Below are 22176 nucleotides of genomic sequence, written 5' to 3'. Positions count from 1 at the left end.
GGGTCCCGGTCAGCGGGCGGACGCGTCGGCGTCGCGCGCGGGCTCCACGCCCTTCGGGACGAGCGGCGCGCGCCACAGGGAGTACGTCGAGGCCTGCGCGACGGGCCGCAGGATCAGCGAGTCGATGTTCACGTGGTGCGGGCGCGTGACGGCGAACGTCACGACGTCGGCGACGTCGTCGGCGGTGAGCGGGTCCACGACGCCCGCGTAGACGGCGTCGGCCCCGGCCTGGTCCCCGTGGTAGCGGTTGAGCGAGAACTCGGGCGTGTGCACGAGGCCCGGCGCGATCTCGATGACGCGGATCGGCTCGCCCACGAGCTCGAGGCGGAGCGTCTTCGCGACGCCGAGCAGCGCGTGCTTGGACGCGACGTAGCCGGAGCCGCCGACGTACGTGTCGTGGCCCGCGGTCGACGTCATGAGCACGATGTCGCCGCGGCGCGACGTGCGCAGGAGCGGCAGGAAGGCCTGGGTCACGCGCACGGTGCCGAGCACGTTCGTCTCGTACATCGCGCGCCACTCGTCGATCTTCGCCTCGTCGACGGGGTCGACGCCGAGGCCGAAGCCCGCGATGTTGAGCAGCGCGTGCACGGGCCCGCGGGCGCCCGCCTCGGCGACGAGGCGCGCGACGTCGTCGTCGGAGGTCACGTCGCCCACCACGGGGTGGGCGCCCGTGCGCTCCGCGACCTCGGCGAGCCGGTCCGCGCGGCGCGCGAACGCCACGACGTCCCAGCCCCGGGCGCGCAGGAACCGTACGCACGCCTCCCCGATGCCCGACGACGCGCCGGTCACCACGGCGCGCAGGGGCGAGGTCGCAGGGTCGGGGGCGGGTGGGTTCGACGGCTCGGTCACGACGCACACTCTGTCACGGTCGCGTGTGTAGGCTGGACGACGGACCGCGAACCCCTCGATCGTTCGCCGGAGCGACCTCGTCCTTGGGTCGCGGGTCCGCCCGACGCGAGATGGCGCGTCCGACCCTGGAGAGCCCGCGTCCCCGCCCGGGGACCGCCGTCCGGCTCTCTCCCCGTCTCGCCCCCGGAGCAGCTCCGTGCCCTCGCGTCCCACGCCGTCCCCTGCCTCTCGCCGATCCGTCCGCGCCGCCGTCGGCGCGGCGGCGCTCGCCCTCGCGCTCGCCGCCTGCTCGTCCGGCACGACGCCCGGGGGCGACCCGACCTCTGCGGGCGGCGCGACGTCGTCGAGCACGCCCGGGAGCACCGCGTACCCGCTCACGCTCGACGACTGCGGGTTCGAGGTGACGTTCGACGCCGCGCCCGAGCGCGTCGTGACGATCAAGTCGAGCACCACGGAGATGCTCCTGGCCCTCGGGCTCGGCGACCGGATCGTCGCGAGCGCGTTCGCCGACGGACCGGTGCCCGACTCGCTGGCCGACACCGCCGCGGACGTCCCCGCCGTCGTGGAGCCGCTCTCGGACCAGGTCCCGGGTGCCGAGGCGGTCCTGGAGACCGAGCCCGACCTCGTCTACGCGGGCTGGGAGTCCAACCTCACGGCCGACGGCGCCGGCGACCGCGAGACCCTCGCGCAGCTCGGCGTCGCGACCTACGTCTCCCCCGCCGCGTGCAAGGCGCCGGAGTACATGCCGGACCCGCTGACGTTCGACGACGTGTTCGCCGAGATCACCGAGGTCGGCACGATCTTCGACGCGCAGGACGCCGCGGCGGACCTCGTCGCGGAGCAGCGCGCGACGCTCGACGGCGTCGTCCGCGACGACCGCGGCCTGACCGCCCTGTGGTACTCGTCGGGCGACGACATCCCGTACGTCGGGGCGGGCATCGGCGCGCCGCAGATGATCATGGACGCCGTCGGGCTCGAGAACGTCGCGGGCGACGTGCACGACACCTGGACGTCGTACGCGTGGGAGGAGGCGGTCGCCGCCGACCCGGACGTGCTCGTCCTCGTCGACGCCGCCTGGAACACCGCCGAGGCGAAGATCGAGCGGCTCGAGTCCAACCCGGCCACGGCCGAGATGACGGCCGTCCGCGAGGGCCGCTACCTGACGATCCCGTTCCCGGCGACCGAGGCGGGCGTGCGCAACGTCGACGCCGTCGTCGACCTCGCCGCGCAGCTGGAGGCGCTCGACCTGTGACGACCCTGCGCACCCGCCCCGCGCCCGCCGTGGCCGACCGTCGCCCGGACGGCACCGGTCCGGCCGGTCGTGCGCGGCGCGGCGCGGCCTGGTGGGTGCCGGCCGGCGTCGTCGCGCTCGTCGCGACGGTGCTCGTCACGGTGACGATCGGGCCGGCCGACCTCGCCGTCGGCGAGGTGTGGCGCTCGGTCGCGACGCACCTCGGGCTCGGCGGGCTGCTGGGCCTGGAGCCGCTCGGTGCCCTGCAGGACGGCATGGTGTGGCAGCTGCGGCTCCCCCGCGTGCTCACCGCCGCGGCCGTGGGGGCCGGTCTCGCCGTGTGCGGCGTCGTCATGCAGTCGCTCACGCGCAACCCGCTCGCCGACCCGTACCTGCTCGGGCTGTCGTCCGGCGCGTCGCTCGGCGCGGTGCTCGTGCTGGTCGCGGGCTGGACGGTCCTGCTCCCCGTCGCGGCCTTCGGCGGCGCGGTGCTCGCACTCGTCGCCGCGCTCGGGCTCGCGGGCGCGCTCGGCGCGCTCACGCCCACGCGGACCGTGCTCGCCGGGCTCGCGGTGAGCCAGCTCGCGGCGGCCGCGACGAGCTTCGTCATCTTCTGGTCCGCGACCGGCGACTCGTACCGCGAGATCCTGTCGTGGCTCATGGGGTCCGTCGCGGGCGCGACGTGGACCTCCGTCGCGGTCGCGGGCGGCGCGACGCTCGTGCTCGGGACGCTGCTCGCGTCGACCGGCTCGGTGCTCGACGCCTTCACCTTCGGCGACACCGCGGCCTCCGCGCTCGGGGTCGACGTCGCGCGCGTGCGCTGGACGCTTCTCGTGGGCGTCGCGCTGCTCACCGGCGCGCTCGTGTCCCAGTCGGGGTCCATCGGGTTCGTCGGCCTGATCCTGCCGCACGCGGTCCGGCTCCTCACCGGCGCGCGGCACCGCCTGCTCCTCCCGCTCTCCGCGCTGTTCGGCGCGACGTTCCTCGTCTGGGCCGACACGCTCGCGCGCACGGTCTTCGCGCCGCGCGAGCTGCCCGTCGGCATCGTCACCGCCGCGATCGGCGCCCCGGTGTTCGCCCTGCTGCTGTGGCGCGGACGGAGGACCGCGTGAGCGCCCCCGCCGTCGTGGGCACGACCGGGCTCGACGCGGAGCGCGTGTCGTGGTCGGTCGACGGTCGCCTCGTCCTCGACGGCGTCGACTGCACCGCGCCTCCGGGTGCGGTGAGCGGGCTGCTCGGCCCGAACGGCTCCGGGAAGTCCACGCTCCTGCGCGTGCTCGCGGGCGTCCGGGCGCCGGCGGCGGACCCGGGCCGGGACGGCGCCCGCGTGCGGTTCGACGGCGCCGACCTGCTCGCGCTGCCGCGCCGGCAGCGGGCGCGGGTGCTCGCGCTCGTCGAGCAGGACGCGACGACCGACCTCCCGCTCTCCGTGCTCGACGCCGTGCTGCTCGGCCGCATCCCGCACCGCTCGCTCCTCGCGGGCGACTCCGCGACCGACCGCGACCTCGCCCGGGCGGCGCTCGCCCGCGTCGGGATGGCGGGGTTCGCGGACCGTGAGGTCGCGACGCTCTCCGGCGGCGAGCGCCAGCGCGTGCACCTCGCGCGCGCCCTCGCGCAGGAGCCCGCGCTCCTGCTGCTCGACGAGCCGACCAACCACCTCGACATCGCCGCGCAGCTCGACACGATGCGCGTCCTGCGCGACCTCGCGGACGACGGCGTCACCGTGCTCGCCGCGCTCCACGACCTCAACCTCGCGGCCCAGACGTGCGACCACGTCGTCGTGCTGGCGGACGGCCGCGTCGTGGCGGCGGGCGACGTCCACGACGTGCTCGTGCCCGACGTGCTGGACCCGGTCTACGGCGTGCGGTGCGAGGTGCTCACGCACCCCCGCACCGGCAGGCCGGTGCTGACGTTCGAGCCCCCGGCCTGAGGAAACTTCAGAATCCGCGCAGCCGTTCGAGGCGCACGCGCAGCGTCACGGCGTAGTCGTCGTGGAAGCCGTCGGGCGTCGTGCCGAGGCCGCGGATGCCGTCGTCGTACTTCGCGTCGTACGCCGCGCGCTCCGCGGCCGAGAGACCGTCGTCGTCGACCGACGCCGTGCCGGTGAGCACGACGACGTCGCCGCCCGACGGGGTGCTGTTGAGGTGCACCGCGACGCGGGGGTTCGCGCGGACGTTGCGCAGCTTGGCCGTGCGCGGCTGGGACTTCACGACGATCTCGTCGGCACCGTCCCAGCGGAACCAGACCGGCGTCGGCTGCGGCGTGCCGTGCGGGTCCACCGTGACGAGCCACACGACCTGCTCGTCGGCGAGCCGCGCCGCAGCGCGTGAGCCGAGGCGCGTCGTGGTGTCGACCGCGGGCACGGTCAGGCCTCCTCGGCCGCGGCGAGGCGCGGCAGCTCGATCGCGGGGCAGCGGTCCATGACCATGTCGAGGCCCGCGTCGCGCACGCGCCGCGCGGCGTCCTCGTCGATCACGTCGAGCTGGAACCACACCGCCTTCGCGCCGATCGCGATCGCCTGGTCGGCCACGTCGCCCGCGAGCTCGGACCGCACGAACACGTCGACGACGTCGACGGGGAACGGGACGTCCGCGAGGCTCGCGTACCCCTGCTCGCCGTGGACGGTCTCCGCCGACGGGTGCACGGGCACGACCCGCTTGCCGTGCTGCTGCAGCACGCGCGCGACCCCGTACGCGGCGCGCGCGGTGTTGTTCGACAGGCCGACGACGGCCCAGGTCTCGGTGCCCTCCAGGACCCGACGGACGGTGTCCTGCTCGTCGGCCGGCACGGCCGCTGTGACGTCGTTCATGTCGTGCGCAACCGGGTCCCGGCCGCGGCTATTCCGCGGCGGGACCCGGCGCGGGCACCCGCGCACCTCAGACCAGCGCGAGGGCGAGCAGCGCACTCGACGCCGCGCCGGCCACCGTGCGCACGTGGTTCCACGCGAGCCAGCGCGGGAGGAACGCCGTCCACGCCGCCGCCAGGTCGCCCTCGCGGGCCGCGGCGTCGAGCCGCTCATTGAGCGGGACGTTGCCCACGGCCGTCACGCCGAGGATCCCGACGACCGCGACGACCGCGCCCGCGAGCGCCCGCCCCGCCCCGGAGTCCCCGCCGACGAGCCCGACGACGGCCGCCGCCGCGGGGAGCAGGACGCTCGCGACGAGCAGGAGCAGGAGCGGCGGCCGGAGCGCGTCGCGGTTGATCGCGACCATCGCGGCGCCACCCTCGCGCGGCGGGAGGCGGCGCAGCCCGCCCATCACGAACGTCGAGAACGCGAAGAGCACCCCGCCCGCGAGCCCCGTCGCGACGGCGGCCGCCACGACGAGGGTCGCGAACGCGGTCACGGCGCGGTCTCCACCGTGCGTGTGCCGGCGCCGGTGCCCGCGACCCACGCGCCCGCCTCGCGCGCCGCGTACTCGTGGAAGTCCCGCGGCTCGCGGCCGAGCGCGGCGCGGACGCCGTCGGCCACGGGGGTCCCGCGCCCGTCGAGCACCTCCGTGAAGAGGTACCGCATGAGGTCGACGACGTCGTCGGGCAGCCCGGCCGCAGCGAGGCCCGCGACGAACGCCTCCATGGGGACGGGCTCGTAGCGGACGTCGCGCCCGCTCGCGGCGGCGATCTCCGCGACCGCTTCGTGGAACGTCAGCGCACGCGGCCCGGTGAGCTCGAGGACGCGCCCCGCGAGGGCATCGTCCGTGAGGGCCGCGACCGCGACGTCGGCCACGTCCTCGAGGTCGACGAACGGCTCCGCGACGTCGTCGACCGGGAGCGCGAGGACGCCGTCGAGCACGGGCCCGAGGAGGAAGCTCTCGCTGAAGTTCTGGTCGAAGAACGCGCACCGCACGACCGTGCGCGCCGGGAACGCCGCGCCGACGAGCTCCTCCGCGCGCTGCGCCTCCTCCTCGCCGCGTCCCGAGAGCAGCACGAGGCGGCGCGCGCCGGCGTCGTGCGCGCGGGCCGCGAGGCGGGCCACGGTCTCCGGGGCCCCGGGGACCGCCAGGTCGGGCGCGTACGCGACGTACACGGCCGCGGCGCCCGCGAGCGCGGGCTCCCACGTCGCGTCGTCGTCCCAGTCGAAGCGCACGTCGCCGGAGCGCGACGCCCGGCGCACGGGGACGCCGGCCGCGTCGAGCCGGTCCGCGACGCGGCGGCCGGTCTTGCCGGTCGCGCCGAGCACGAGCACGGTCCCGGGCGCAGGTGCCGGTGCGGCGGTCGGCGCCGACGTGCGGGCGGGCGCCGCCGACGGGGCGGCGGTGGGCGGGGTCGAGGCAGGCATGGTGTCTCCCGAGGTGCGAGTGGTGGAGCGGTACGAGTCCCACCCAACCGCCGCGCCGCGAGACGTTCCATGGCCGACCGGCTCGCGCGCATACGCGATCGTCTCGCCGCGCCCCGGCGTACGCTGGCGCGATGGACGTCGTCGCCGGGCTGCTCGACGGGCCGCGCGCCCGCGGGGCCTTCCTCCTGCGGAGCCACCTGCGCGCGCCGTGGGGCATGCATCGAGGACGAGGCGCCGCTGACGATCGTCCCCGTCCTGCGCGGGTCCGGGTGGGTCGGCCCCGGGGCCGGGGGCACGTCGTCCGACCCGGGCGAGCACGTCGCTGCGGGCGACGTCGTGCTCCTGCGCGGCCCGGACCACTACGTCGTCGCCGACGCGCCGACCACGGCGCCCCAGGTCGTCGTCGGCCCGGCGTCCGACATGTGCCGAGCGGTCGACGGCGGCCCCTCCCCCATGACCGTGCTCGGCGTGCGGTCGTGGGGCAACGACCCGGACGGCGAGACCGTCATCGTCACGGGCACGTACCCGCTCGACGGCGAGGTCGGGCGTCGGGTGCTGCGCGTCCTGCCCCAGCGCGTGGTCCTGCGCCGCGGGGACGTGGACGGGACGCTCGTCGAGATGCTCGCCCGGGAGGTCGTGCAGGACCTCCCCGGCCAGGAGGCGGTGCTCGACCGCCTCCTCGACCTCCTCCTCATCTCGTGCCTGCGCACGTGGCTCTCGCGCGACGACGCGCCGGGCTGGTACCGCGCCGACGCCGACCCCGTCGTCGGGGCCGCGCTCCGGCTCATCCACCACGACCCGGCGCGCGCCTGGACCCTCGACGCGCTCGCGCGGGAGGTGGGGCTGTCGCGGGCGGCGTTCTCGCGCCGCTTCACGGCGCTCGTCGGCGAGCCGCCCATGGGCTACCTCACCGGCTGGCGGCTCGACCTGGCCGCCGACCTCCTCCTCGAGCCGGACGCGACGCTCGCCGCGGTCGCGCGCGCCGTCGGGTACGCGACGCCGTTCGCGCTGAGCGCCGCGTTCAAGCGCGTGCGCGGCGTGAGCCCGGCGGTGCACCGGGCGCGCGCCGGCGCGGCGTGAGCACTCAGCGCGCGACGGGCACGAGCTCGAGGTCCCGCAGCGCGCCGTCGTCGACGACGGCCGTGAGGAACGTCCCGACCGGCTGCCGACGGCGGTCCGTCGGCGATCCGGGGTTGAGCAGGCGCAGGCCGCCCGGCGACGTGGTGTCCCAGGGGATGTGGCTGTGCCCGAACACGAGCACGTCCACGTCGGGGAACGCGGCGTCGGCGCGACGCTCGCGCCCGTCCTTCCCGCCCGTCTCGTGCACGACGGCGAGCCGCAGCCCCTCGACCGTGGTGCGCGCCACCTCGGGCAGGCGCGCGTGCAGGTCGGGGCCGTCGTTGTTGCCCGCCACCCCGACGAGGCGCGACGCGCGCGCCTCCAGCGCGTCGAGCAGGTCGACGCTCACCCAGTCGCCCGCGTGCACGACGACGTCCGCGTCGTCGACCGCGCGCCACACTTGGTCGGGCAGCGCCCGGGCGCGGACCGGGACGTGCGTGTCGCTGAGCAGGAGGAGTCGGGTGGGCACGCCGCCACGATAGGTCGCGGTCCGGGGGCACGCCGGGTGACGATGAGCCCATGCCGATCCCGAGCTGGGTGACCCGCAGCAACAGGCGCTTCCTCAACCCCGTCATGCTTCGCGTCGCGACGGGCGTCGGGCCGATGGCCGTCGTCCGCCACGTCGGGCGGCGCAGCGGGCGGGAGTACCGCACCCCGGTCTTCGCGTTCGCCTACCGCGACGACCCGACCGGTCCGGTCCGCGTCGCGTTCGCCCTCACGTACGGCCCCGACGTGGACTGGGTCCGCAACGTCGAGGCGGCCGGGGAGTTCGTCCTCGAGCGGCGCGGCGTGGAGTACGTCGTCGACGACGTGCGTCGCGTGACCGGCGCGGACGGCCTGCGGCTCCTGCCCGGCTGGACGAGCGCGGTCCTGCGGCGCGCGGGCGTCGACGAGTTCCGGACCGGACGGCCGCGCCGGGCACCCGGCGGCCGGCTGCCATGATGGGGGCATGACCGACCAGCTCTGGATCACCGGCGACCCCGACGCGGACGCGCTGCTCAGCGACGACGCGTTCGCGCTCCTCGTGGGGATGCTGCTCGACCAGCAGTACCCGATGGAGCACGCGTTCGCCGGGCCCCGCAAGATCCGCGACCGCCTCGGCTCGATCGACCCGCGCACCGTCGCGGACACCGACCCCGACGCGTTCGTCACGCTCGCCACGACGCCGCCCGCGATCCACCGCTACGGGCGTTCGATGGCCGGCCGGGTGCAGGAGCTCGCGCGCGTCGTCGTCGACGAGTACGACAGCGACGCGACCCGGATCTGGACCGCGCCGGGCGCGGACGGCGAGCCGACGGGCGAGGAGGTGCTCGCGCGCCTGCGGGCGCTGCCCGGGTTCGGCGACCAGAAGGCGCGCATCTTCCTCGCGCTCCTGGGCAAGCAGCGGGGCGTGCGGCCCGCGGGGTGGCGCGAGGCCGCCGGCCACTACGGGGACGAGGGCTCCCGCCGGTCCATCGCCGACGTCACGAGCCCCGAGTCGCTCGCCGAGGTGCGCACGTTCAAGAAGGCCCAGAAGGCCGCCGCCAAGGCCGCGAAGGGCTGACCCGCCGCGCCGCGCGCGGACGCCCGGGTGCGCGACGCACCCCGGCGGTTATCGTCGGCGCGTGACCACGACGACGCCTCCCGCCCCGGGGCTCCCTCCCGCCACGCGCACGCTCCTGGCCCTCGCCGCCGGCGTCGTCGTCCTCGCCGGGGTCCACGCCGCCCGCGAGGTCCTCGCCCCGATGTTCCTCGCGGCGGTCATCGTCATCATCTGCCACCCCGTGCGCTTCCCCCTGGAGCGTCGGGGCTGGCCGCGGTGGGCCGCGACGTCCGCCGTCGTCACGGTCGCGTACCTCATCCTCGCGGCGCTCGTCGCTATGCTCGCGTTCGCGGGCGTCCGGTTCGTGGATCTCGTCCGCGAGTATCTCCCCGCCCTCGTGCGCGCGGTCGACGACGTGGTGGACCAGCTCGCCGCGGTCGGCATCGACACGGACATCGCCGAGGCGGCCACGTCGTGGCTCGACCCGGGACGCGTCGTCAGCCTCGCGGGCAACGTGTCCGGCATGGCCCTGGGCATCGCGACCGCGTTCTTCTTCGTGCTCGCCTACGCGATCTTCATGGCCGCCGACGCCGCGCGGTACTCCACCGCCGGCTCGGTGTTCGGCGCCGAGCGCGCCGCGACGGTCGACCGGGCGACCCGGTTCAGCGGCGGGGTGCGGCGCTACTTCGTGGTCAACGCGTCGTTCGGCGCGGTCGTCGCCGTGATCGACGGCGTCGCCCTGTGGCTCCTGTCGGTCCCGGCCCCGACCGTGTGGGCGATCCTCGCGTTCGTCACGAACTTCATCCCGAACATCGGCTTCGTCCTGGGGCTCGTGCCGCCCGTCGTCATGGCGTTCGTGGTCGGGGGCTGGCAGCTCGCGCTCGCCGTCGTCGCGGTCTACTGCGTGGTGAACGTCGTGCTCCAGGTGCTCGTCCAGCCGAAGTTCGTCGCCGACGCGGTGAACCTCAGCCTCACGTTGAGCTTCGTGTCCGTCGTCTTCTGGACGTTCGTCATCGGGCCGCTCGGGGCGATCCTCGCGATCCCGCTCACGCTGCTCGTCCGGGCGCTCGTGCTGGAGCCCGACCCGGGCTCGGGCTGGCTGCGGTGGCTCTCCGGCGACGACGCGCCGCGGCCCGCCGAGGACCTGCGCGGCACGGACTCCCTTCCCGCCGCCGACGCCGTACCGGACGGGGACGACGCCGCTCCGTCGGAGCCCGCGGACCCCGAGGCCGACCCTCAGGTGGAGCCTGAGGGTTCCGCCGTCGAGCGCTCCCCGGCGCCGGACGAGCGCTGACCCCGGTCGCACGGTCCGGCCGGGCCCTGGTGCGCGCGGCACCGCCGTCCCTAGGCTGGTGCTCGGCGGGTGTCCGCCCGTCACCGGCACGGGGAGGAACCATGGCGCACGGAGACATCACGCACATCGACATCCCGGTGAGCGACAACGGCAGGGCCACGCAGTTCTACGGCGAGCTCTTCGGCTGGCAGATCGCGGAGGTTCCCGGCTTCGAGGGCTACCCCATGTGGCAGGCCCCGAACAAGATCAGCGGCGGCGGCCTCGCCCCACGTTCCGAGGGCTTCACAAGCCCGCGCAGCTACGTCGAGGTCGACTCCATCGAGGAGACGCTCGCCAAGGTCCGTGAGCTCGGCGGGCGCGTCGTGCTGGAGAAGTCGCAGATCAGCCCCACCTCGTGGTGGGCCGCGTTCGAGGACGCCGACGGGAACCAGATCGGCCTCTACGAAGGCACGACGGACGCGGGCTGACCGCGCGCGGCGCGCAGCCGCACGGCCGTCAGGGTCGGGACGACAGGACGCGGCCGTCCGGGTCGTCGGGCCGGCGCGGTCGCAGCGTGGGCGGGGGCGGCCACGGGAGGTCGTAGCGCTCGACGGGGACGTCGATCGCCCCGAAGTCGTCCGTCTGCACGACGACGCCGTCCGGCGTGACCTCGACGAGCCGGACCCGCAGCGGCGGCGCGTCGTCCTGCTCGAGCATCCAGACGTCGGCGAGCCACGCGAGGCTGCTCGCGTCGAGCGCCTCCTCGGCCTCGAGCCAGTCGACCGGTCCGGTGAGCTCGTGCCCGAGCAGCGACACGGCCACCCAGGCGTCGCCCTCGGGACGGATCCAGCCCACGTGCTCGCGGTCGTCGGGGCGGCGGTGCGCGATCCAGTCGGAGGGGAGCATCCGGGCAGGCTAGCGACGACGACGGGGCGCGCGCCAGGGGTTTCGCCGCCGCGGAAGCACCCCGCCTCAGTCCGCGACCGGCTCGTTCCCGGAGCCCTCGCGGTACCCCTCGGCGAACCCGGCGCGGTAGCCGTCGGCGTACGCGGCCTCCCGCGCGGCGTCGCCCTCCTGGTCGCGGCGGGCGTCGGCCTGCCCGCGGGCGTACGCCTCGGCGCTGCCCTCGCGGAACAGGTCGTCGCCCGAGCCGCGCACGAGCACGCGGGCGCCCGGACCGTCCTCGCTCCCGACGTACCGCCCGAGCCCGCGCACCACGGCGACGGGCCGCCCCGCCGCCTTGCCGCGCACGAGCTCGCTCGCGGCCGCCACCTCGTCGACGACGGCGGTCACGGTGACCGACAGCGGCCGCCCGTGGGAGTCCACGCCGCCGCGCAGGTCCTCCGCGACGACGACCCCGGCGGCCCCGATGCCGATGTCGACGAGGCCGTCGCGCCACGCCCGGCCGGAGGTGTCCGTCACGACGACGCCCAGCCGGTCGAGGCCGAACCGCTCGCGGAGCGCGCCCCGCAGCCCCCGCGCGGAGGCGTCGGGGTCGAGCGGGAGCAGCAGGACCGTGCCCTCCGGGGTGTTCGACGCGTCGACGCCCGCCGCGGCCATGACGAGGCCGAGCCGGTTCTCGACGATGCGCAGCGGCGGCTGCCCGGGACGCTCGCGCGTCGCGACCACGCGCACCGTCTCGTCCGTGATCGCCTGCTCGCGGTCCGCCGCGGCCACGACGCGACCCTCGGCCTTCGAGACGACCTTGCTCGTCACGACGACGACGTCGCCCTCCGCGAGCGCCTCGCTCGCGAGCAGGTCGCCCACGAGCGCGGCGAGGTCGTCGCCCGGACGGACCTCGCCGAGGCCCTCGGGCGCCCACACCGTGAGGCGCGCGGACCGGTCGGGGCCCGCGCCGCCGTCGGGCCCGCCGGGTGCGGTGTCGTGCTCGCTCATCGCGTGAGCTTCGGGAGCACCTCGCGGCCGAAGACCTCGATCCACTCGCGCTGGTTGCGGCCCACGTTGTGCAGGTAGATGCGGTCGAACCCGAGGTCGACGAACTTCTGGATGTACGCGCGGTGCTCGTCCGGGTCGGCGGAGATGACCATGCGACCCTCGAAGTCCTCCGGGCGCACGAGCTTGGCCATCTGCTCGAAGTCGTGCGGCGAGCGGATGTCCGCCTTGGGGAACTTCATGCCGCCGTTCGGCCACTCGGTCATCGCGTTCGCGAGCGCCTCCTCGTCGGTCGCGGCCCAGGAGAGGTGGAGCTGGAGCACCTTGGGCATCGCCTCGGGGTCGCGGCCGGACTCGCGCACGCCGTCGTCGAACTTGCCGAACAGCATGGAGATCTTCTCGAGCGGCGCTCCCACGGTGATGAGGCCGTCGGCGTGGCGGCCCGCGCGCTTCGCGGTCACGGGGCCGGCGGTCGCGACGAGGATCTCGGGGGCGACCTCGGGCATGGTCCACAGCCGCGTGGACTCCATCTTGTAGAACTGCCCGGAGTGCTTGACGTCCTTGTTGTCGAGCCCGGACTGGAACAGCTTCTTGATGACGTCGATCGCCTCGAACATGCGGTTGATGCGCTCGGGCGCCTCGGGCCAGTAGCCCGCGACGACGTGCTCGTTGAGCGCCTCCCCGGAGCCGAGCCCGAGCCAGTGCCGGCCGGGGTACATCGCGGCGAGCGTCGCCGACGCCTGGGCGACCATCGCGGGGTGCCAGCGGAACGTCGGCGCGGTGACCCCGGGGCCCAGGTCGCCCCGGGTCCGCTCGCCGAGCGCCGTGAGCACGTTCCACACGAACGACGACTCGCCCTGCGCCGGGACCCACGGCTGGAAGTGGTCGGCCGCCATGGTCCCGGAGAAGCCGTGCTCCTCCGCGTAGGCCGAGAGCGCGACGGCCTCGGTCGGGTGGAACTGCTCGAGCATGGCGGCGTAGCCGATCGTCAGACCCATGGGCCGACCTTAACCCTCCGCGCACCGTCCTGGGCGAGAGGGCGCCGGCGCCCGACCTGCACCGGTCCGGTCCTCGCGGGAAGAGGACCGGACCGGGCGCGTCAGACGTACAGCGGCGTCAGGTCCGCGTACTCCTCGACCGAGCCGCCGCGCAGGCAGACCTCGATGATCCGCCGACCCAGCGGGTCGAGGTCGTCCGTGAGGAACTGCCGGAGCTCGCTCGCGAAGAAGTCGGTGATGATCCGCGCCCCGGCGTCGTAGGCCTCGACCCCCACCTGGGACTGCAGCTCGGGCCGCAGGAAGGTCGGGCGCACGAGCTGGCCGTCGATCTTCATCTCCGTGAGCGTGTAGCCGAACAGCGGGCAGCGGGCGGGCGTGAGCTCGTCCGGCCGCAGCCGTCCCCCGCCGCGGCGCGCGAGGTACTCGCGCGTGAGCCACTCGGCCGCGAAGTCCACCCGGTAGGCGCCGATGTGCTGGTTGGGGGTGAGCACGTAGCGCGTCCGGTCCGTCTCCACGAGCTGGCGCAGGAGGAGGTTCGCCGCCGCGACCTTCGTACCCGTCGCGAACGGCCAGTACGACCCGACGCCCTCGGCGACCATGCCGCCGTGGGCGAGCGCCTCCGTCGCCGTGCGGGACTCGCCGATCGACGGGTTCTTGTCGCCGCGCGGCGCGACGAGCCGCCAGATCCAGGCGAGCGCCGCGGGCACCACGTGGGTCATGCCCATGATCCCGTAGGTGGGGTGGTCGCGCGTGCAGGCCGGCATGCGGGCGCCGAACGTGCGCACGTCGACCTCGGCCGGCCCGGCGACGTCGGTGAGCAGGTGCCGCGGCACCACGACGCGCGGGTTGGGGCACCGCCGGCCGTCGGCGTCGAGCGAGTGCTCCCAGGGCAGCACGGTCGCGTCGGGGACGCCGTCGATGTTGAAGAACACGAGCGGCACGTCGGGGTGGATGCACGCGCGCTCGAGGTGCGCGTCCTGCCCGTACCCGGTGAGGTTGTCGACGCGCACGAACCAGCCCTCCTCGGCGTCGGTCACCACGAGGCGGCCGTCGCCGGTCTGGAGCGCGGAGTGGCACAGGGTCATGTCGTCGGTGACCGGGGCGAGCGCGCTCGTCTCCCCCAGCGTGATGACGTACGGCTCGCGCGTGACGACGTTCGTGCCGAGCAGGATCCTGCCGTCCTCCTGGCGGCGCAGGTCCTGGCACATCTCCGACTTGCCGCCACCCGAGGCGCCCTCGTGCATGATCACGGTCTCGTTCTCGTACGGCGTGGTGACCCGGACCGACGACGCGTGCGCGGTGACCCAGCCCTCCCGCTCGCCGACGTCGAGCAGGACCGAGAACACGCCCTTCTTGGCGCTCGGCCCGGGGTAGAGGTTGTAGGCGAACACCTCGTGGAGCGTCTCGGAGCGGTCGTGCACGACGACCTGGCGCCCGTCGAACCGGGTGTGGCGCAGCGGAGGCGCGACGTAGAGGATCGAGCGCGGCGCGAACGGGCCGAGCTCGTCGAACGTGGCCCAGCCCTGGAGGTCGACGAGGGCGAGCGCGAAGAACGCCGCGTTGACGGGGCAGACGGCGAGCGACGGGTAGCCGTGCGTGCGCCCGCCGGCGCGGAACGGCACGACGACGAGCTCCTGCGCGGCGAGCCACGCGAGCGTCTCGTCCTTGACCGGGCCGAACTCCGCACCGAAGACGTCCCGGTAGCGCGGCTTGTCGGTCGGCAGGTCGTCGGCGATCCGCATGCAGTCCGGGTCCCGGCGGCGCATGTAGTCCTCGGGGTAGTTCACCGCGATCCCGTTGCGGCACCGCACGACCTCCGCCTCGACGACGCGCTCGCCCCCGGCGTCGTACTCGACGGCGAACCGCGGGCCGCCGTCGGGCCCGAGCGCGAGGCGGTAGAGCTCCTCGCGCGACGCCGGGACGACGAGGCGCGGGCACGCCGCGAGCGCGGCGGCGAGGGCGGGCGGCAGGACGACGCCGGGCGGGATCGCCCCGTCGGCGCGCGTGCGGTCGGTGGTTGTGGCGGTCATGGGTGCTCCAGGGGTCGGCGCGGGGATCGGGTCGAGGTGCGCCCACGAGCACCTGCCGCTTTGCGTGCAGATTACGACTCGATGACCATTCGACCCAGGGACCTTCGGCCCGTCTCGGTCCGCACGCCGCGGACGGCCGTCTCGACGCCCGCCGGACGCCGAGACGGCGTCCGGCACGGCCCCGGGATCTGGGAGAATGGGCGACCATGAGCGACTTCCCGACGAACGCGCCGACGGGCGCGGCCGAACCCGCTGCAGCAACGACCTCCTCCGCCGGGCACGTAGCCGGTGACGTCGTCCGCGCGGTGGTCGCGGGAGTACCCGACCGGGTGAGCCTCGACGGGCTCGAGGACACCTACGACGCGCGCTGGGCCGAGCAGGGGACGTACGCGTTCGACCGCTCGAAGACCCGCGAGCAGGTCTTCTCCATCGACACCCCGCCGCCGACCGTCTCGGGCTCGCTGCACGTGGGCCACGTGTTCTCCTACACGCACACCGACGTCGTCGCGCGGTTCCAGCGCATGCGCGGCCTCGAGGTGTTCTACCCCATGGGCTGGGACGACAACGGCCTGCCCACCGAGCGGCGCGTCCAGAACTACTACGGCGTCCGCTGCGACCCCACGCTCCCCTACGTCGAGGGCTTCGAGCCCCCGCACGAGGGCGGCGAGGGCAAGTCCGTCAAGGCCGCCGACCAGGTGCCGGTGAGCCGCCGCAACTTCATCGAGCTGTGCGAGCGGCTCACGGCCGAGGACGAGAAGCAGTTCGAGGCGCTGTGGCGCCGGCTCGGGCTCTCGGTCGACTGGGCGCAGCACTACCAGACGATCGACGCGCGGTCCCGCACCGCGGCGCAGCGTGCGTTCCTGCGCAACCTCGCGCGCGGCGAGGCGTACCAGGCCGAGGCCCCCGGCCTGTGGGACGTGACGTTCCAGACCGCCGTCGCGCAGGCCGAGCTCGAGGCACGCGACTACCCGGGCCACTTCCACAAGGTCGCGTTCCACCGCGTCGCGCCGGGCACCCCGGACGACGGCGCACCCGTCCTCATCGAGACCACGCGCCCCGAGCTGCTCGCGGCGTGCGTGGCGCTCGTCGCGCACCCCGACGACGAGCGGTACCAGCACCTGTTCGGCACCTCGGTGCGCTCGCCGCTGTTCGACGTCGAGCTGCCCGTCCTCGCCCACCCCGCCGCCGAGCGCGACAAGGGCGCGGGCATCGCGATGTGCTGCACGTTCGGCGACCTCACCGACGTGCAGTGGTGGCGCGAGCTGCAGCTCCCGACGCGCTCGATCATCACGCGCGACGGCCGGATCGTGCGCGAGACGCCGGACTGGATCACCTCGCACGCCGGCCAGGGCGTGTTCGCCGAGGTCGCGGGCAAGACGACGTTCTCCGCGCGCCAGGTCGTCGTCGACGCGCTGCGCGACGCGGGCGACCTCGACGGCGAGCCCGTGCCGACCCAGCGCAAGGCGAACTTCTTCGAGAAGGGCGACAAGCCCCTCGAGATCGTCACGTCGCGCCAGTGGTACATCCGCAACGGCGGCCGCGACTGGACGACGGCCGACGGCACGACGCGCGACCTGCGCCAGGAGCTGCTGAACCGCGGCAAGGAGCTCGCGTTCCACCCCGACTTCATGCGCGTGCGCTACGAGAACTGGGTCGGCGGCCTCAACGGCGACTGGCTCATCTCGCGCCAGCGCTTCTTCGGCGTCGCGATCCCGCTGTGGTACCCCGTGCTCGAGTCGGGCGAGATCGACCACGACCACCCGATCGTGCCGTCCGAGGACGCGCTGCCCGTCGACCCGTCGTCCGACGTGCCGGCGGGGTACACCGAGGACCAGCGCGGCGTGCCGGGCGGGTTCGTGGGCGAGAACGACATCATGGACACGTGGGCGACGTCGTCGCTCACGCCGCAGATCGCGGGCGGCTGGGAGGTCGACCCCGACCTGTTCGAGCGCGTCTTCCCCATGGACCTGCGCCCGCAGGGCCAGGACATCATCCGCACGTGGCTCTTCTCCACGGTCGTGCGCTCGCACCTCGAGTTCGGCTCGCTGCCGTGGAAGAACGCCGCGATCTCCGGCTGGATCCTCGACCCCGACCGCAAGAAGATGTCGAAGTCCAAGGGCAACGTCGTCACGCCCATGGGCCTGCTCGAGGAGCACGGGTCGGACGCCGTGCGGTACTGGGCGGCGTCGGCCCGCCTCGGCACGGACGCGGCGTTCGAGGTCGGCCAGATGAAGATCGGCCGTCGCCTCGCGATCAAGATCCTCAACGCGTCGAAGTTCGCGCTGTCGTTCGGGGTCGACGCCGAGACCGGGACGGGCGAGATCGTCCTCGACCCGGCGCTCGTCACCGAGACGCTCGACCGTGCGATGCTCGCGGGCCTCGCGACCGTCGTCGAGAAGGCGACCGAGGCGTTCGAGGCGTACGACCACACGCGCGCGCTCGAGGTCACCGAGACGTTCTTCTGGACGTTCTGCGACGACTACCTCGAGCTCGTCAAGGATCGCGCGTACGGTGCCGGGGCCGCGGCCTCCGACGTCTCCGCCGAGACCCGGTCCGCGCGCGTCGCGCTCGCGATCGCGCTCGACACGCTCCTGCGCCTGTTCGCCCCGTTCGTGCCGTTCGCGACGGAGGAGGTGTGGTCCTGGTGGCGCGCCTCGGAGGGCTCGATCCACCGCGCGCCGTGGCCCACGCCCGACGTCGCGCGCTCGGCCGCGGACGACGCCGACCCGGCCGTCCTCACCGCGGCGGGCCACGCGCTCGCGGCGCTGCGCAAGGTCAAGTCGGAGGCGAAGGTGTCGATGCGCACCCCGATCCTCGCGGCGCAGGTCGCGGTGCCGGCGGCGTCGCTCCCCGGCGTCGAGGCGTCGGTCGTCGACGTCCGCAACGGCGGGCGCGTCACCGGCACGCTCGACCTCGTCGCGGCGGCCGAGGGCCAGGGCGACCCGGCCGTCCAGGGCGGGATCGTCGTCGTCTCCTCCGAGCTCGGCGAGCCAGAGGCCCGCAAGAAGGGCTGACCCCGCACGACGACAGCACGACGACGCCCTCCCCGGCCGCGGCCGGGGAGGGCGTCGTCGTCGGTGACGGTGGGCCTAGATGATCTCGCCGCGCAGCCGCGAGTCGTCGCCGGACATCGTCGCCGCGACCTCGCGCGGCGTCCCCTCGTCCGCCCAGCGGAGCGTCGCGCCCACGCCCTCGATGAGCTCGACGCTTCCCTCCGGCGCGAACGTCAGCCCGGCGTCCTGCCCGACGGCGGCCCGCACGAGCGCGACCGTGGCGGGCAGCTTCTCCAGGCCGTCGGTCACGCCGAGCGACTCGATCTCCTCGCGGGTCGCCGCGATGTGCAGCGGGCTGGGCCCGATCCACAGCGAGCGTCCGTCGAGCGCGCCGTCCTGCCCGTACTCGTCGGCCAGCACGAGCTCCTTGACCTGGCCGCGCGCGAGCACCGCGACGACGTCCTCCACGGACGTCACCGCCCCCGACTCACGGCCCTGCTCCTGGCGGAACTCGGCGAGGACCTTCTCGCGGCGACGCTCCCGGTAGCTGTCGAGCGCGTCGGCCACGTTCGCCTCGAACGAGGCCTCGTTGATCCCCGCGCCCCGGCCGCCGCCCGGGACCTCGACCACGAGCTCGGAGATCGCGTGCCCGAGCGCGCCCCGCACGAGCGGCACGGCACGCACGTCACCGGTGAGCAGCAAGAGCTCGGGCCGGTACTCGGCCGCCTGGCGCTCCAGCTCCGCGGCGACCGCCTCGGCGTTGCGCTCCCAGGAGTCCTCCGCGCGGGACTCGATGCGCTTGTGCGAGAGCCCGCCCGTGCGGACCTTGTTGATGACGTCGTGGCCGCCCTCGACCGTCTCCGGCTCCGAGTAGGGCAGGTGGCCGCCTGCGACGGACCACGTGAGGTCCGCGCCCTGCCGGTCGACGACGACGCGCACGTAGTCGACCGACTCGTCCGCCGCGCGGGCCGCCTGCAGCAGCGCGGGCACGGGCCCCCAGGAGCCCTTCGTGAGCGCCGGCGGGTCCTTGACGACCCGGTCGACGAGCACGCCCGTGTCGTCGGCGATCAGCACGCGCCCGTGGGTGCCACCCACCCGCGTCGGCCGCAGCACCACCTCCTCGAGGTCGTCGAGGACCGCGTCCGGCGCGCCCTCCTGGTGCAGCTGGCGCCGCACTCCCTTCCAGCGGTTCTCGACCTCGCGGTCCCCGGCCTCGTTGGCGCGCGTCGCGTCGATGTACACCGTCGCGAAGGGGCCAGGATGGCCGAGGAGGGGCTTGAGCCAATCGATCTTCATGCGAACACCTCATGACGTCCGTCGGCGTGGCGGGAGGGCCGCCCGACGCGGCGGTGCCGACGCCGGGGGCCCGCCCTGGGTCCCCACCAGGGTCCGTCAGATCGACGGGGGTCGCCACCGCGCGTCGGGGCCGGGAGGCGCCTCGCGCCGGCCTCCGGACCCCCGCCCGGCCCGCTGCCGGGCCGTCAGGAGTAGGTGTCGAGGACCGGGGTCCCCTCGCCCGAGGCGGCGTGCTCGGCGGCGATGCGCTCGTGGTGGCGGATGACCTCGTGGACGATGAACGCGCGGAACTGCTCGGCGAACTCCGGGTCGAGACCGGCGGAGCTCGCGATGCCCGTGAGCCGGGCGATCTGCTGGCGGTCCCGGTCCGGGTCCGCGGGCGGGAGCCCGCCCTGCGCCTTGAGCTCGCCCACGCGGCGCGTGAACTTGAACCGCTCCGCGAGCAGGTGCATGAGCGCCGCGTCGATGTTGTCGATGCTGTCGCGCAGGCGGAGGATCTCGTCGGGGACGGCGGGCTGCCCGGGGTCGTTCGTCACCCACCGATCCTAGGGGTGCCCGTCGGGCGTCGAGGAACTCGATACTCGGAGTACGGAGTAAAGTGGCTCGCCGTCCCTCCCTACCGTCCCACTCAGCGGAGAGTTTCATGACGGAACACACGTCGCCGAGCCTCGTCGAGGTCTCCCCCACGGCGACCATCAGCACCCTCCTCACCGACCGTGTCGCGCGCGACCCCCGGGCGACGCTCGTCGAGCGCCGCACCACCGCCGACGGTCCGTGGGAGCGCGTCACCGCGCAGGAGTTCGAGGACGACGTCGTCGCGGTCGCCCGCGGCCTGCTCGCGCGCGGCATCGAGCCCGGCGACCACGTCGCGATCATGTCGCGCACCCGCTACGAGTGGACCCTCCTCGACTTCGCCGCCTGGGCCGTGGGTGCCGTACCCGTCCCCGTCTACGAGACGTCGTCCGCCGAGCAGGTGCACTGGATCCTGTCGGACGCCGGCGTCCGGCTCGCCGTCGTCGAGACGGCGGCCCACGCGGCCGAGGTCGCGACCGTGCGCGACCGCCTGCCCGGCCTGGAGGACGTCCTCGTCGTCGAGGACGGCGCCGTCGACGCCCTGCGCGCCGCCGGGGCCGACGTCCCGGCCGCGGAGGTCGAGCGCCATCGGGCCGCGCAGCGCGTCGACGACCTCGCGACGGTCATCTACACGTCCGGGTCGACCGGGCGCCCCAAGGGCGTCGAGCTCACCCACCGCAACTTCGTGCACCTCGCGCTCAACGGCCGGGCCGGCCTCGCCGAGATCCTCGACGCCGACGGCGCACGCACCCTGCTGTTCCTGCCGCTCGCGCACGTGTTCGCCCGGTTCATCCAGGTCGTCGTCGTCGCGTCGAACGCGGTCCTCGCGCACTCCTGGGACACGAAGAACCTCGTCGCGGACCTCGGCTCGTTCCACCCGACGTTCCTGCTCGCCGTGCCGCGCGTGTTCGAGAAGGTCTACAACACCGCCGAGCAGAAGACCGGGACCGGCGCCAAGCGCAAGATCTTCCACTGGGCGGCCAAGGTCGCCATCACCTGGTCCCGGGAGCTCGACACGCCGGGCGGCCCCGCGCTCGGGCTGCGCCTCCAGCACGCCGTCGCGGACCGGCTCGTCTACTCGACGCTGCGCGCCGCCATGGGCGGCCGGCTCACGTACTCCATCTCCGGCGGCGCGCCGCTCGGCGAGCGGCTGGGCCACTTCTACCGCGGGGTCGGGCTGCGCATCCTCGAGGGCTACGGCCTCACCGAGACCACGGCCCCCACTGCCGTGAACCTGCCCGGCCTGACGAAGATCGGGACGGTCGGGCCCGCGTTCCCCGGCACGTCCCTGCGCATCGACGCGGACGGCGAGCTCCTCGTCAAGGGCGACCACATCTTCCGCGGCTACCGCAACCAGCCCGAGCTCACCGCCGAGGCGCTCCAGGACGGCTGGTTCCGCACCGGCGACCTCGGCGCGTTCGACGACGACGGCTACCTGCGCATCACCGGCCGCAAGAAGGAGATCATCGTGACCGCCGGCGGCAAGAACGTCGCGCCGGCCGTGCTCGAGGACCGGCTGCGCGCGCACCCGCTCGTGAGCCAGGTCGTCGTCGTGGGCGACCAGCGCCCCTTCATCGGCGCCCTCGTCACGCTCGACGCCGAGATGCTGCCTGGCTGGCTGGCCACGCACGGCCTGCGTCCGATGGACGTCGAGACGGCCGCGCACGACGCCGACGTGCTCGCCGCGCTCGACCGCGCCGTCGCGCACGCCAACGAGGCCGTCTCCCGGGCCGAGTCGATCCGCAAGATCACCGTGCTCACGACGGACTTCACCGAGCAGAACGGCTACCTCACGCCGTCGCTCAAGGTGAAGCGCCGCCTGGTCATCGACGACTTCGCCGACACGATCGACACGCTCTACGGCTCGAAGGTCGGCGCCGACGCCTGACGACCCACCCCCGGCCCCGTCACGGCCTCCGGCACGGGTCGAGCAGGAGGTCCTGGTGCGTCCGGGTGACCCGACGGACCAGGACCACCTGCTCGGCCGAGCTACATCGCCTGGTCGACGGTCGTCGGGGTCAGGCGGACTTCTCGCGCGGGGTGCGTGCGCGCGCGGTCGTGGTGCGCGGCACGATCGTGGGATTGACGTTGTCCAGCACGACCTCACGCGTGATCACGACCCG

22 protein-coding genes are annotated in these 22176 nt (G+C 74.6%); 10 read left to right on the top strand and 12 right to left on the bottom strand.

Features of this window, described 5'->3' with window-relative positions; genetic code table 11:
- Window positions 1-9: 9 nt before the first annotated feature.
- Window positions 10-849: an SDR family oxidoreductase gene (locus E1O70_RS16205; RefSeq protein WP_061269016.1), complete on the bottom strand. Its 840-nt coding sequence runs from the start codon at window positions 847-849 to the stop codon at window positions 10-12.
- Between the two features lie 196 nt (window positions 850-1045).
- Here E1O70_RS16205 and E1O70_RS16200 point away from each other — a divergent pair, with 196 nt between their 5' ends.
- The 3 genes from E1O70_RS16200 to E1O70_RS16190 are packed head-to-tail and all read left to right on the top strand — an operon-like array spanning window position 1046 to window position 4010.
- Complete coding sequence (locus E1O70_RS16200; protein ID WP_061269003.1) at window positions 1046-2101, top strand: putative F420-0 ABC transporter substrate-binding protein; 1056 nt, start codon at window positions 1046-1048, stop codon at window positions 2099-2101.
- Window positions 2098-3192 carry a putative F420-0 ABC transporter permease subunit gene (locus tag E1O70_RS16195; RefSeq protein ID WP_174526034.1) on the top strand — a complete coding sequence of 365 codons (1095 nt, stop codon included), beginning with the start codon at window positions 2098-2100 and terminating at the stop codon, window positions 3190-3192. Before E1O70_RS16200 ends, E1O70_RS16195 begins: the two co-directional genes overlap by 4 nt.
- Window positions 3168-4010 (top strand): putative F420-0 ABC transporter ATP-binding protein, encoded by an 843-nt coding sequence (locus E1O70_RS16190; RefSeq protein ID WP_441545325.1) that lies wholly within the window; start codon window positions 3168-3170, stop codon window positions 4008-4010. The genes E1O70_RS16195 and E1O70_RS16190 overlap by 25 nt, the downstream gene beginning before the upstream one ends.
- A 7-nt stretch (window positions 4011-4017) precedes the next feature.
- Here the strand turns inward: E1O70_RS16190 and E1O70_RS16185 are convergent, their stop codons facing one another.
- The 4 genes from E1O70_RS16185 to E1O70_RS20180 form a co-directional block, all read right to left on the bottom strand.
- Window positions 4018-4443 carry a TIGR03667 family PPOX class F420-dependent oxidoreductase gene (locus tag E1O70_RS16185; RefSeq protein ID WP_076406409.1) on the bottom strand — a complete coding sequence of 142 codons (426 nt, stop codon included), beginning with the start codon at window positions 4441-4443 and terminating at the stop codon, window positions 4018-4020.
- 2 nt (window positions 4444-4445) lie between these two features.
- Window positions 4446-4889: a CoA-binding protein gene (locus tag E1O70_RS16180; RefSeq protein ID WP_174526033.1), complete on the bottom strand. Its 444-nt coding sequence runs from the start codon at window positions 4887-4889 to the stop codon at window positions 4446-4448.
- 67 nt (window positions 4890-4956) lie between these two features.
- The gene (locus E1O70_RS16175; protein ID WP_061269012.1) at window positions 4957-5424 is read right to left on the bottom strand and encodes an anthrone oxygenase family protein; all 468 of its coding nucleotides are present in this window, start codon (window positions 5422-5424) and stop codon (window positions 4957-4959) included.
- Window positions 5421-6356 (bottom strand): Rossmann-fold NAD(P)-binding domain-containing protein, encoded by a 936-nt coding sequence (locus tag E1O70_RS20180; protein ID WP_240696739.1) that lies wholly within the window; start codon window positions 6354-6356, stop codon window positions 5421-5423. The genes E1O70_RS16175 and E1O70_RS20180 overlap by 4 nt, the downstream gene beginning before the upstream one ends.
- 69 nt (window positions 6357-6425) lie before the next feature.
- Between E1O70_RS20180 and E1O70_RS16165 the strand changes: the two genes are divergently transcribed.
- A complete protein-coding gene (locus E1O70_RS16165; RefSeq protein WP_240696738.1) occupies window positions 6426-7436 on the top strand; it encodes an AraC family transcriptional regulator in 1011 nt (336 codons plus the stop codon).
- A gap of 4 nt (window positions 7437-7440) precedes the next feature.
- Here E1O70_RS16165 and E1O70_RS16160 read toward each other — a convergent pair whose 3' ends face one another.
- Window positions 7441-7944 (bottom strand): metallophosphoesterase family protein, encoded by a 504-nt coding sequence (locus E1O70_RS16160; protein WP_061269002.1) that lies wholly within the window; start codon window positions 7942-7944, stop codon window positions 7441-7443.
- A 50-nt stretch (window positions 7945-7994) separates the two neighbouring features.
- Between E1O70_RS16160 and E1O70_RS16155 the strand changes: the two genes are divergently transcribed.
- The 4 genes from E1O70_RS16155 to E1O70_RS16140 all read left to right on the top strand — a co-directional run bounded on the left by E1O70_RS16155 (window position 7995) and on the right by E1O70_RS16140 (window position 10758).
- A complete protein-coding gene (locus tag E1O70_RS16155) occupies window positions 7995-8417 on the top strand; it encodes a PNPOx family protein (protein ID WP_061269001.1) in 423 nt (140 codons plus the stop codon).
- Between the two features lie 7 nt (window positions 8418-8424).
- Window positions 8425-9018 (top strand): HhH-GPD-type base excision DNA repair protein, encoded by a 594-nt coding sequence (locus E1O70_RS16150; protein ID WP_061269000.1) that lies wholly within the window; start codon window positions 8425-8427, stop codon window positions 9016-9018.
- Window positions 9019-9079: 61 nt separating this feature from the next.
- Entirely contained in the window at window positions 9080-10291 is a 1212-nt protein-coding gene (locus E1O70_RS16145; RefSeq protein ID WP_082774757.1) for an AI-2E family transporter, read from the top strand.
- A 101-nt stretch (window positions 10292-10392) separates the two neighbouring features.
- A complete protein-coding gene (locus E1O70_RS16140) occupies window positions 10393-10758 on the top strand; it encodes a VOC family protein (protein ID WP_061268999.1) in 366 nt (121 codons plus the stop codon).
- Window positions 10759-10786: 28 nt separating this feature from the next.
- Here the strand turns inward: E1O70_RS16140 and E1O70_RS16135 are convergent, their stop codons facing one another.
- The 4 genes from E1O70_RS16135 to E1O70_RS16120 form a co-directional block, all read right to left on the bottom strand.
- Window positions 10787-11176 (bottom strand): hypothetical protein, encoded by a 390-nt coding sequence (locus tag E1O70_RS16135; RefSeq protein ID WP_043654766.1) that lies wholly within the window; start codon window positions 11174-11176, stop codon window positions 10787-10789.
- Between the two features lie 66 nt (window positions 11177-11242).
- The gene (gene cofE, locus E1O70_RS16130; RefSeq protein WP_061268998.1) at window positions 11243-12166 is read right to left on the bottom strand and encodes a coenzyme F420-0:L-glutamate ligase; all 924 of its coding nucleotides are present in this window, start codon (window positions 12164-12166) and stop codon (window positions 11243-11245) included.
- Window positions 12163-13161, bottom strand: coding sequence for a TIGR03557 family F420-dependent LLM class oxidoreductase (locus E1O70_RS16125; protein ID WP_021482522.1), 999 nt, complete (start codon window positions 13159-13161; stop codon window positions 12163-12165). Before E1O70_RS16125 ends, cofE begins: the two co-directional genes overlap by 4 nt.
- A 101-nt stretch (window positions 13162-13262) precedes the next feature.
- Window positions 13263-15191: a DUF4914 family protein gene (locus tag E1O70_RS16120; RefSeq protein ID WP_061268997.1), complete on the bottom strand. Its 1929-nt coding sequence runs from the start codon at window positions 15189-15191 to the stop codon at window positions 13263-13265.
- A 206-nt stretch (window positions 15192-15397) separates the two neighbouring features.
- On the opposite strand from E1O70_RS16120, the gene valS reads away from it, so the two are divergent.
- Entirely contained in the window at window positions 15398-18205 is a 2808-nt protein-coding gene (valS, locus tag E1O70_RS16115) for a valine--tRNA ligase (RefSeq protein WP_128957528.1), read from the top strand.
- A 75-nt stretch (window positions 18206-18280) separates the two neighbouring features.
- Here the strand turns inward: valS and E1O70_RS16110 are convergent, their stop codons facing one another.
- Both E1O70_RS16110 and E1O70_RS16105 read right to left on the bottom strand, forming a co-directional pair.
- On the bottom strand, window positions 18281-19480 hold the full coding sequence (locus tag E1O70_RS16110; protein WP_061269477.1) for a baeRF2 domain-containing protein: 1200 nt from the start codon (window positions 19478-19480) through the stop codon (window positions 18281-18283).
- 185 nt (window positions 19481-19665) lie between these two features.
- Window positions 19666-20016 (bottom strand): chorismate mutase, encoded by a 351-nt coding sequence (locus tag E1O70_RS16105; protein ID WP_021482739.1) that lies wholly within the window; start codon window positions 20014-20016, stop codon window positions 19666-19668.
- 107 nt (window positions 20017-20123) lie between these two features.
- On the opposite strand from E1O70_RS16105, the gene E1O70_RS16100 reads away from it, so the two are divergent.
- Window positions 20124-21941, top strand: a complete 1818-nt coding sequence (locus E1O70_RS16100) for an AMP-dependent synthetase/ligase (protein ID WP_061269476.1) — start codon at window positions 20124-20126, stop codon at window positions 21939-21941.
- Window positions 21942-22176: the final 235 nt, after the last annotated feature.

Source organism: Cellulosimicrobium funkei, assembly GCF_004519295.1.
Classification (GTDB): domain Bacteria; phylum Actinomycetota; class Actinomycetes; order Actinomycetales; family Cellulomonadaceae; genus Cellulosimicrobium; species Cellulosimicrobium funkei.
The sequence above is the reverse complement of the archived record's forward strand: the minus strand, read 5'-3'. Positions and strand labels throughout refer to the sequence as shown.

What these genes read in the sequence shown, in the direction of transcription:
- E1O70_RS16180 (WP_174526033.1), bottom strand. Translation starts at nt 4,889, where the DNA reads ATGAACGACGTCACAGCGGCCGTGCCGGCCGACGAGCAGGACACCGTC.
- E1O70_RS20180 (WP_240696739.1), bottom strand. Translation starts at nt 6,356, where the DNA reads ATGCCTGCCTCGACCCCGCCCACCGCCGCCCCGTCGGCGGCGCCCGCC.
- E1O70_RS16165 (WP_240696738.1), top strand. Translation starts at nt 6,426, where the DNA reads ATGGCCGACCGGCTCGCGCGCATACGCGATCGTCTCGCCGCGCCCCGG.
- E1O70_RS16155 (WP_061269001.1), top strand. Translation starts at nt 7,995, where the DNA reads ATGCCGATCCCGAGCTGGGTGACCCGCAGCAACAGGCGCTTCCTCAAC.
- E1O70_RS16150 (WP_061269000.1), top strand. Translation starts at nt 8,425, where the DNA reads ATGACCGACCAGCTCTGGATCACCGGCGACCCCGACGCGGACGCGCTG.
- E1O70_RS16140 (WP_061268999.1), top strand. Translation starts at nt 10,393, where the DNA reads ATGGCGCACGGAGACATCACGCACATCGACATCCCGGTGAGCGACAAC.
- E1O70_RS16135 (WP_043654766.1), bottom strand. Translation starts at nt 11,176, where the DNA reads ATGCTCCCCTCCGACTGGATCGCGCACCGCCGCCCCGACGACCGCGAG.
- cofE (WP_061268998.1), bottom strand. Translation starts at nt 12,166, where the DNA reads ATGAGCGAGCACGACACCGCACCCGGCGGGCCCGACGGCGGCGCGGGC.
- E1O70_RS16125 (WP_021482522.1), bottom strand. Translation starts at nt 13,161, where the DNA reads ATGGGTCTGACGATCGGCTACGCCGCCATGCTCGAGCAGTTCCACCCG.
- E1O70_RS16120 (WP_061268997.1), bottom strand. Translation starts at nt 15,191, where the DNA reads ATGACCGCCACAACCACCGACCGCACGCGCGCCGACGGGGCGATCCCG.
- valS (WP_128957528.1), top strand. Translation starts at nt 15,398, where the DNA reads ATGAGCGACTTCCCGACGAACGCGCCGACGGGCGCGGCCGAACCCGCT.
- E1O70_RS16110 (WP_061269477.1), bottom strand. Translation starts at nt 19,480, where the DNA reads ATGAAGATCGATTGGCTCAAGCCCCTCCTCGGCCATCCTGGCCCCTTC.
- E1O70_RS16100 (WP_061269476.1), top strand. Translation starts at nt 20,124, where the DNA reads ATGACGGAACACACGTCGCCGAGCCTCGTCGAGGTCTCCCCCACGGCG.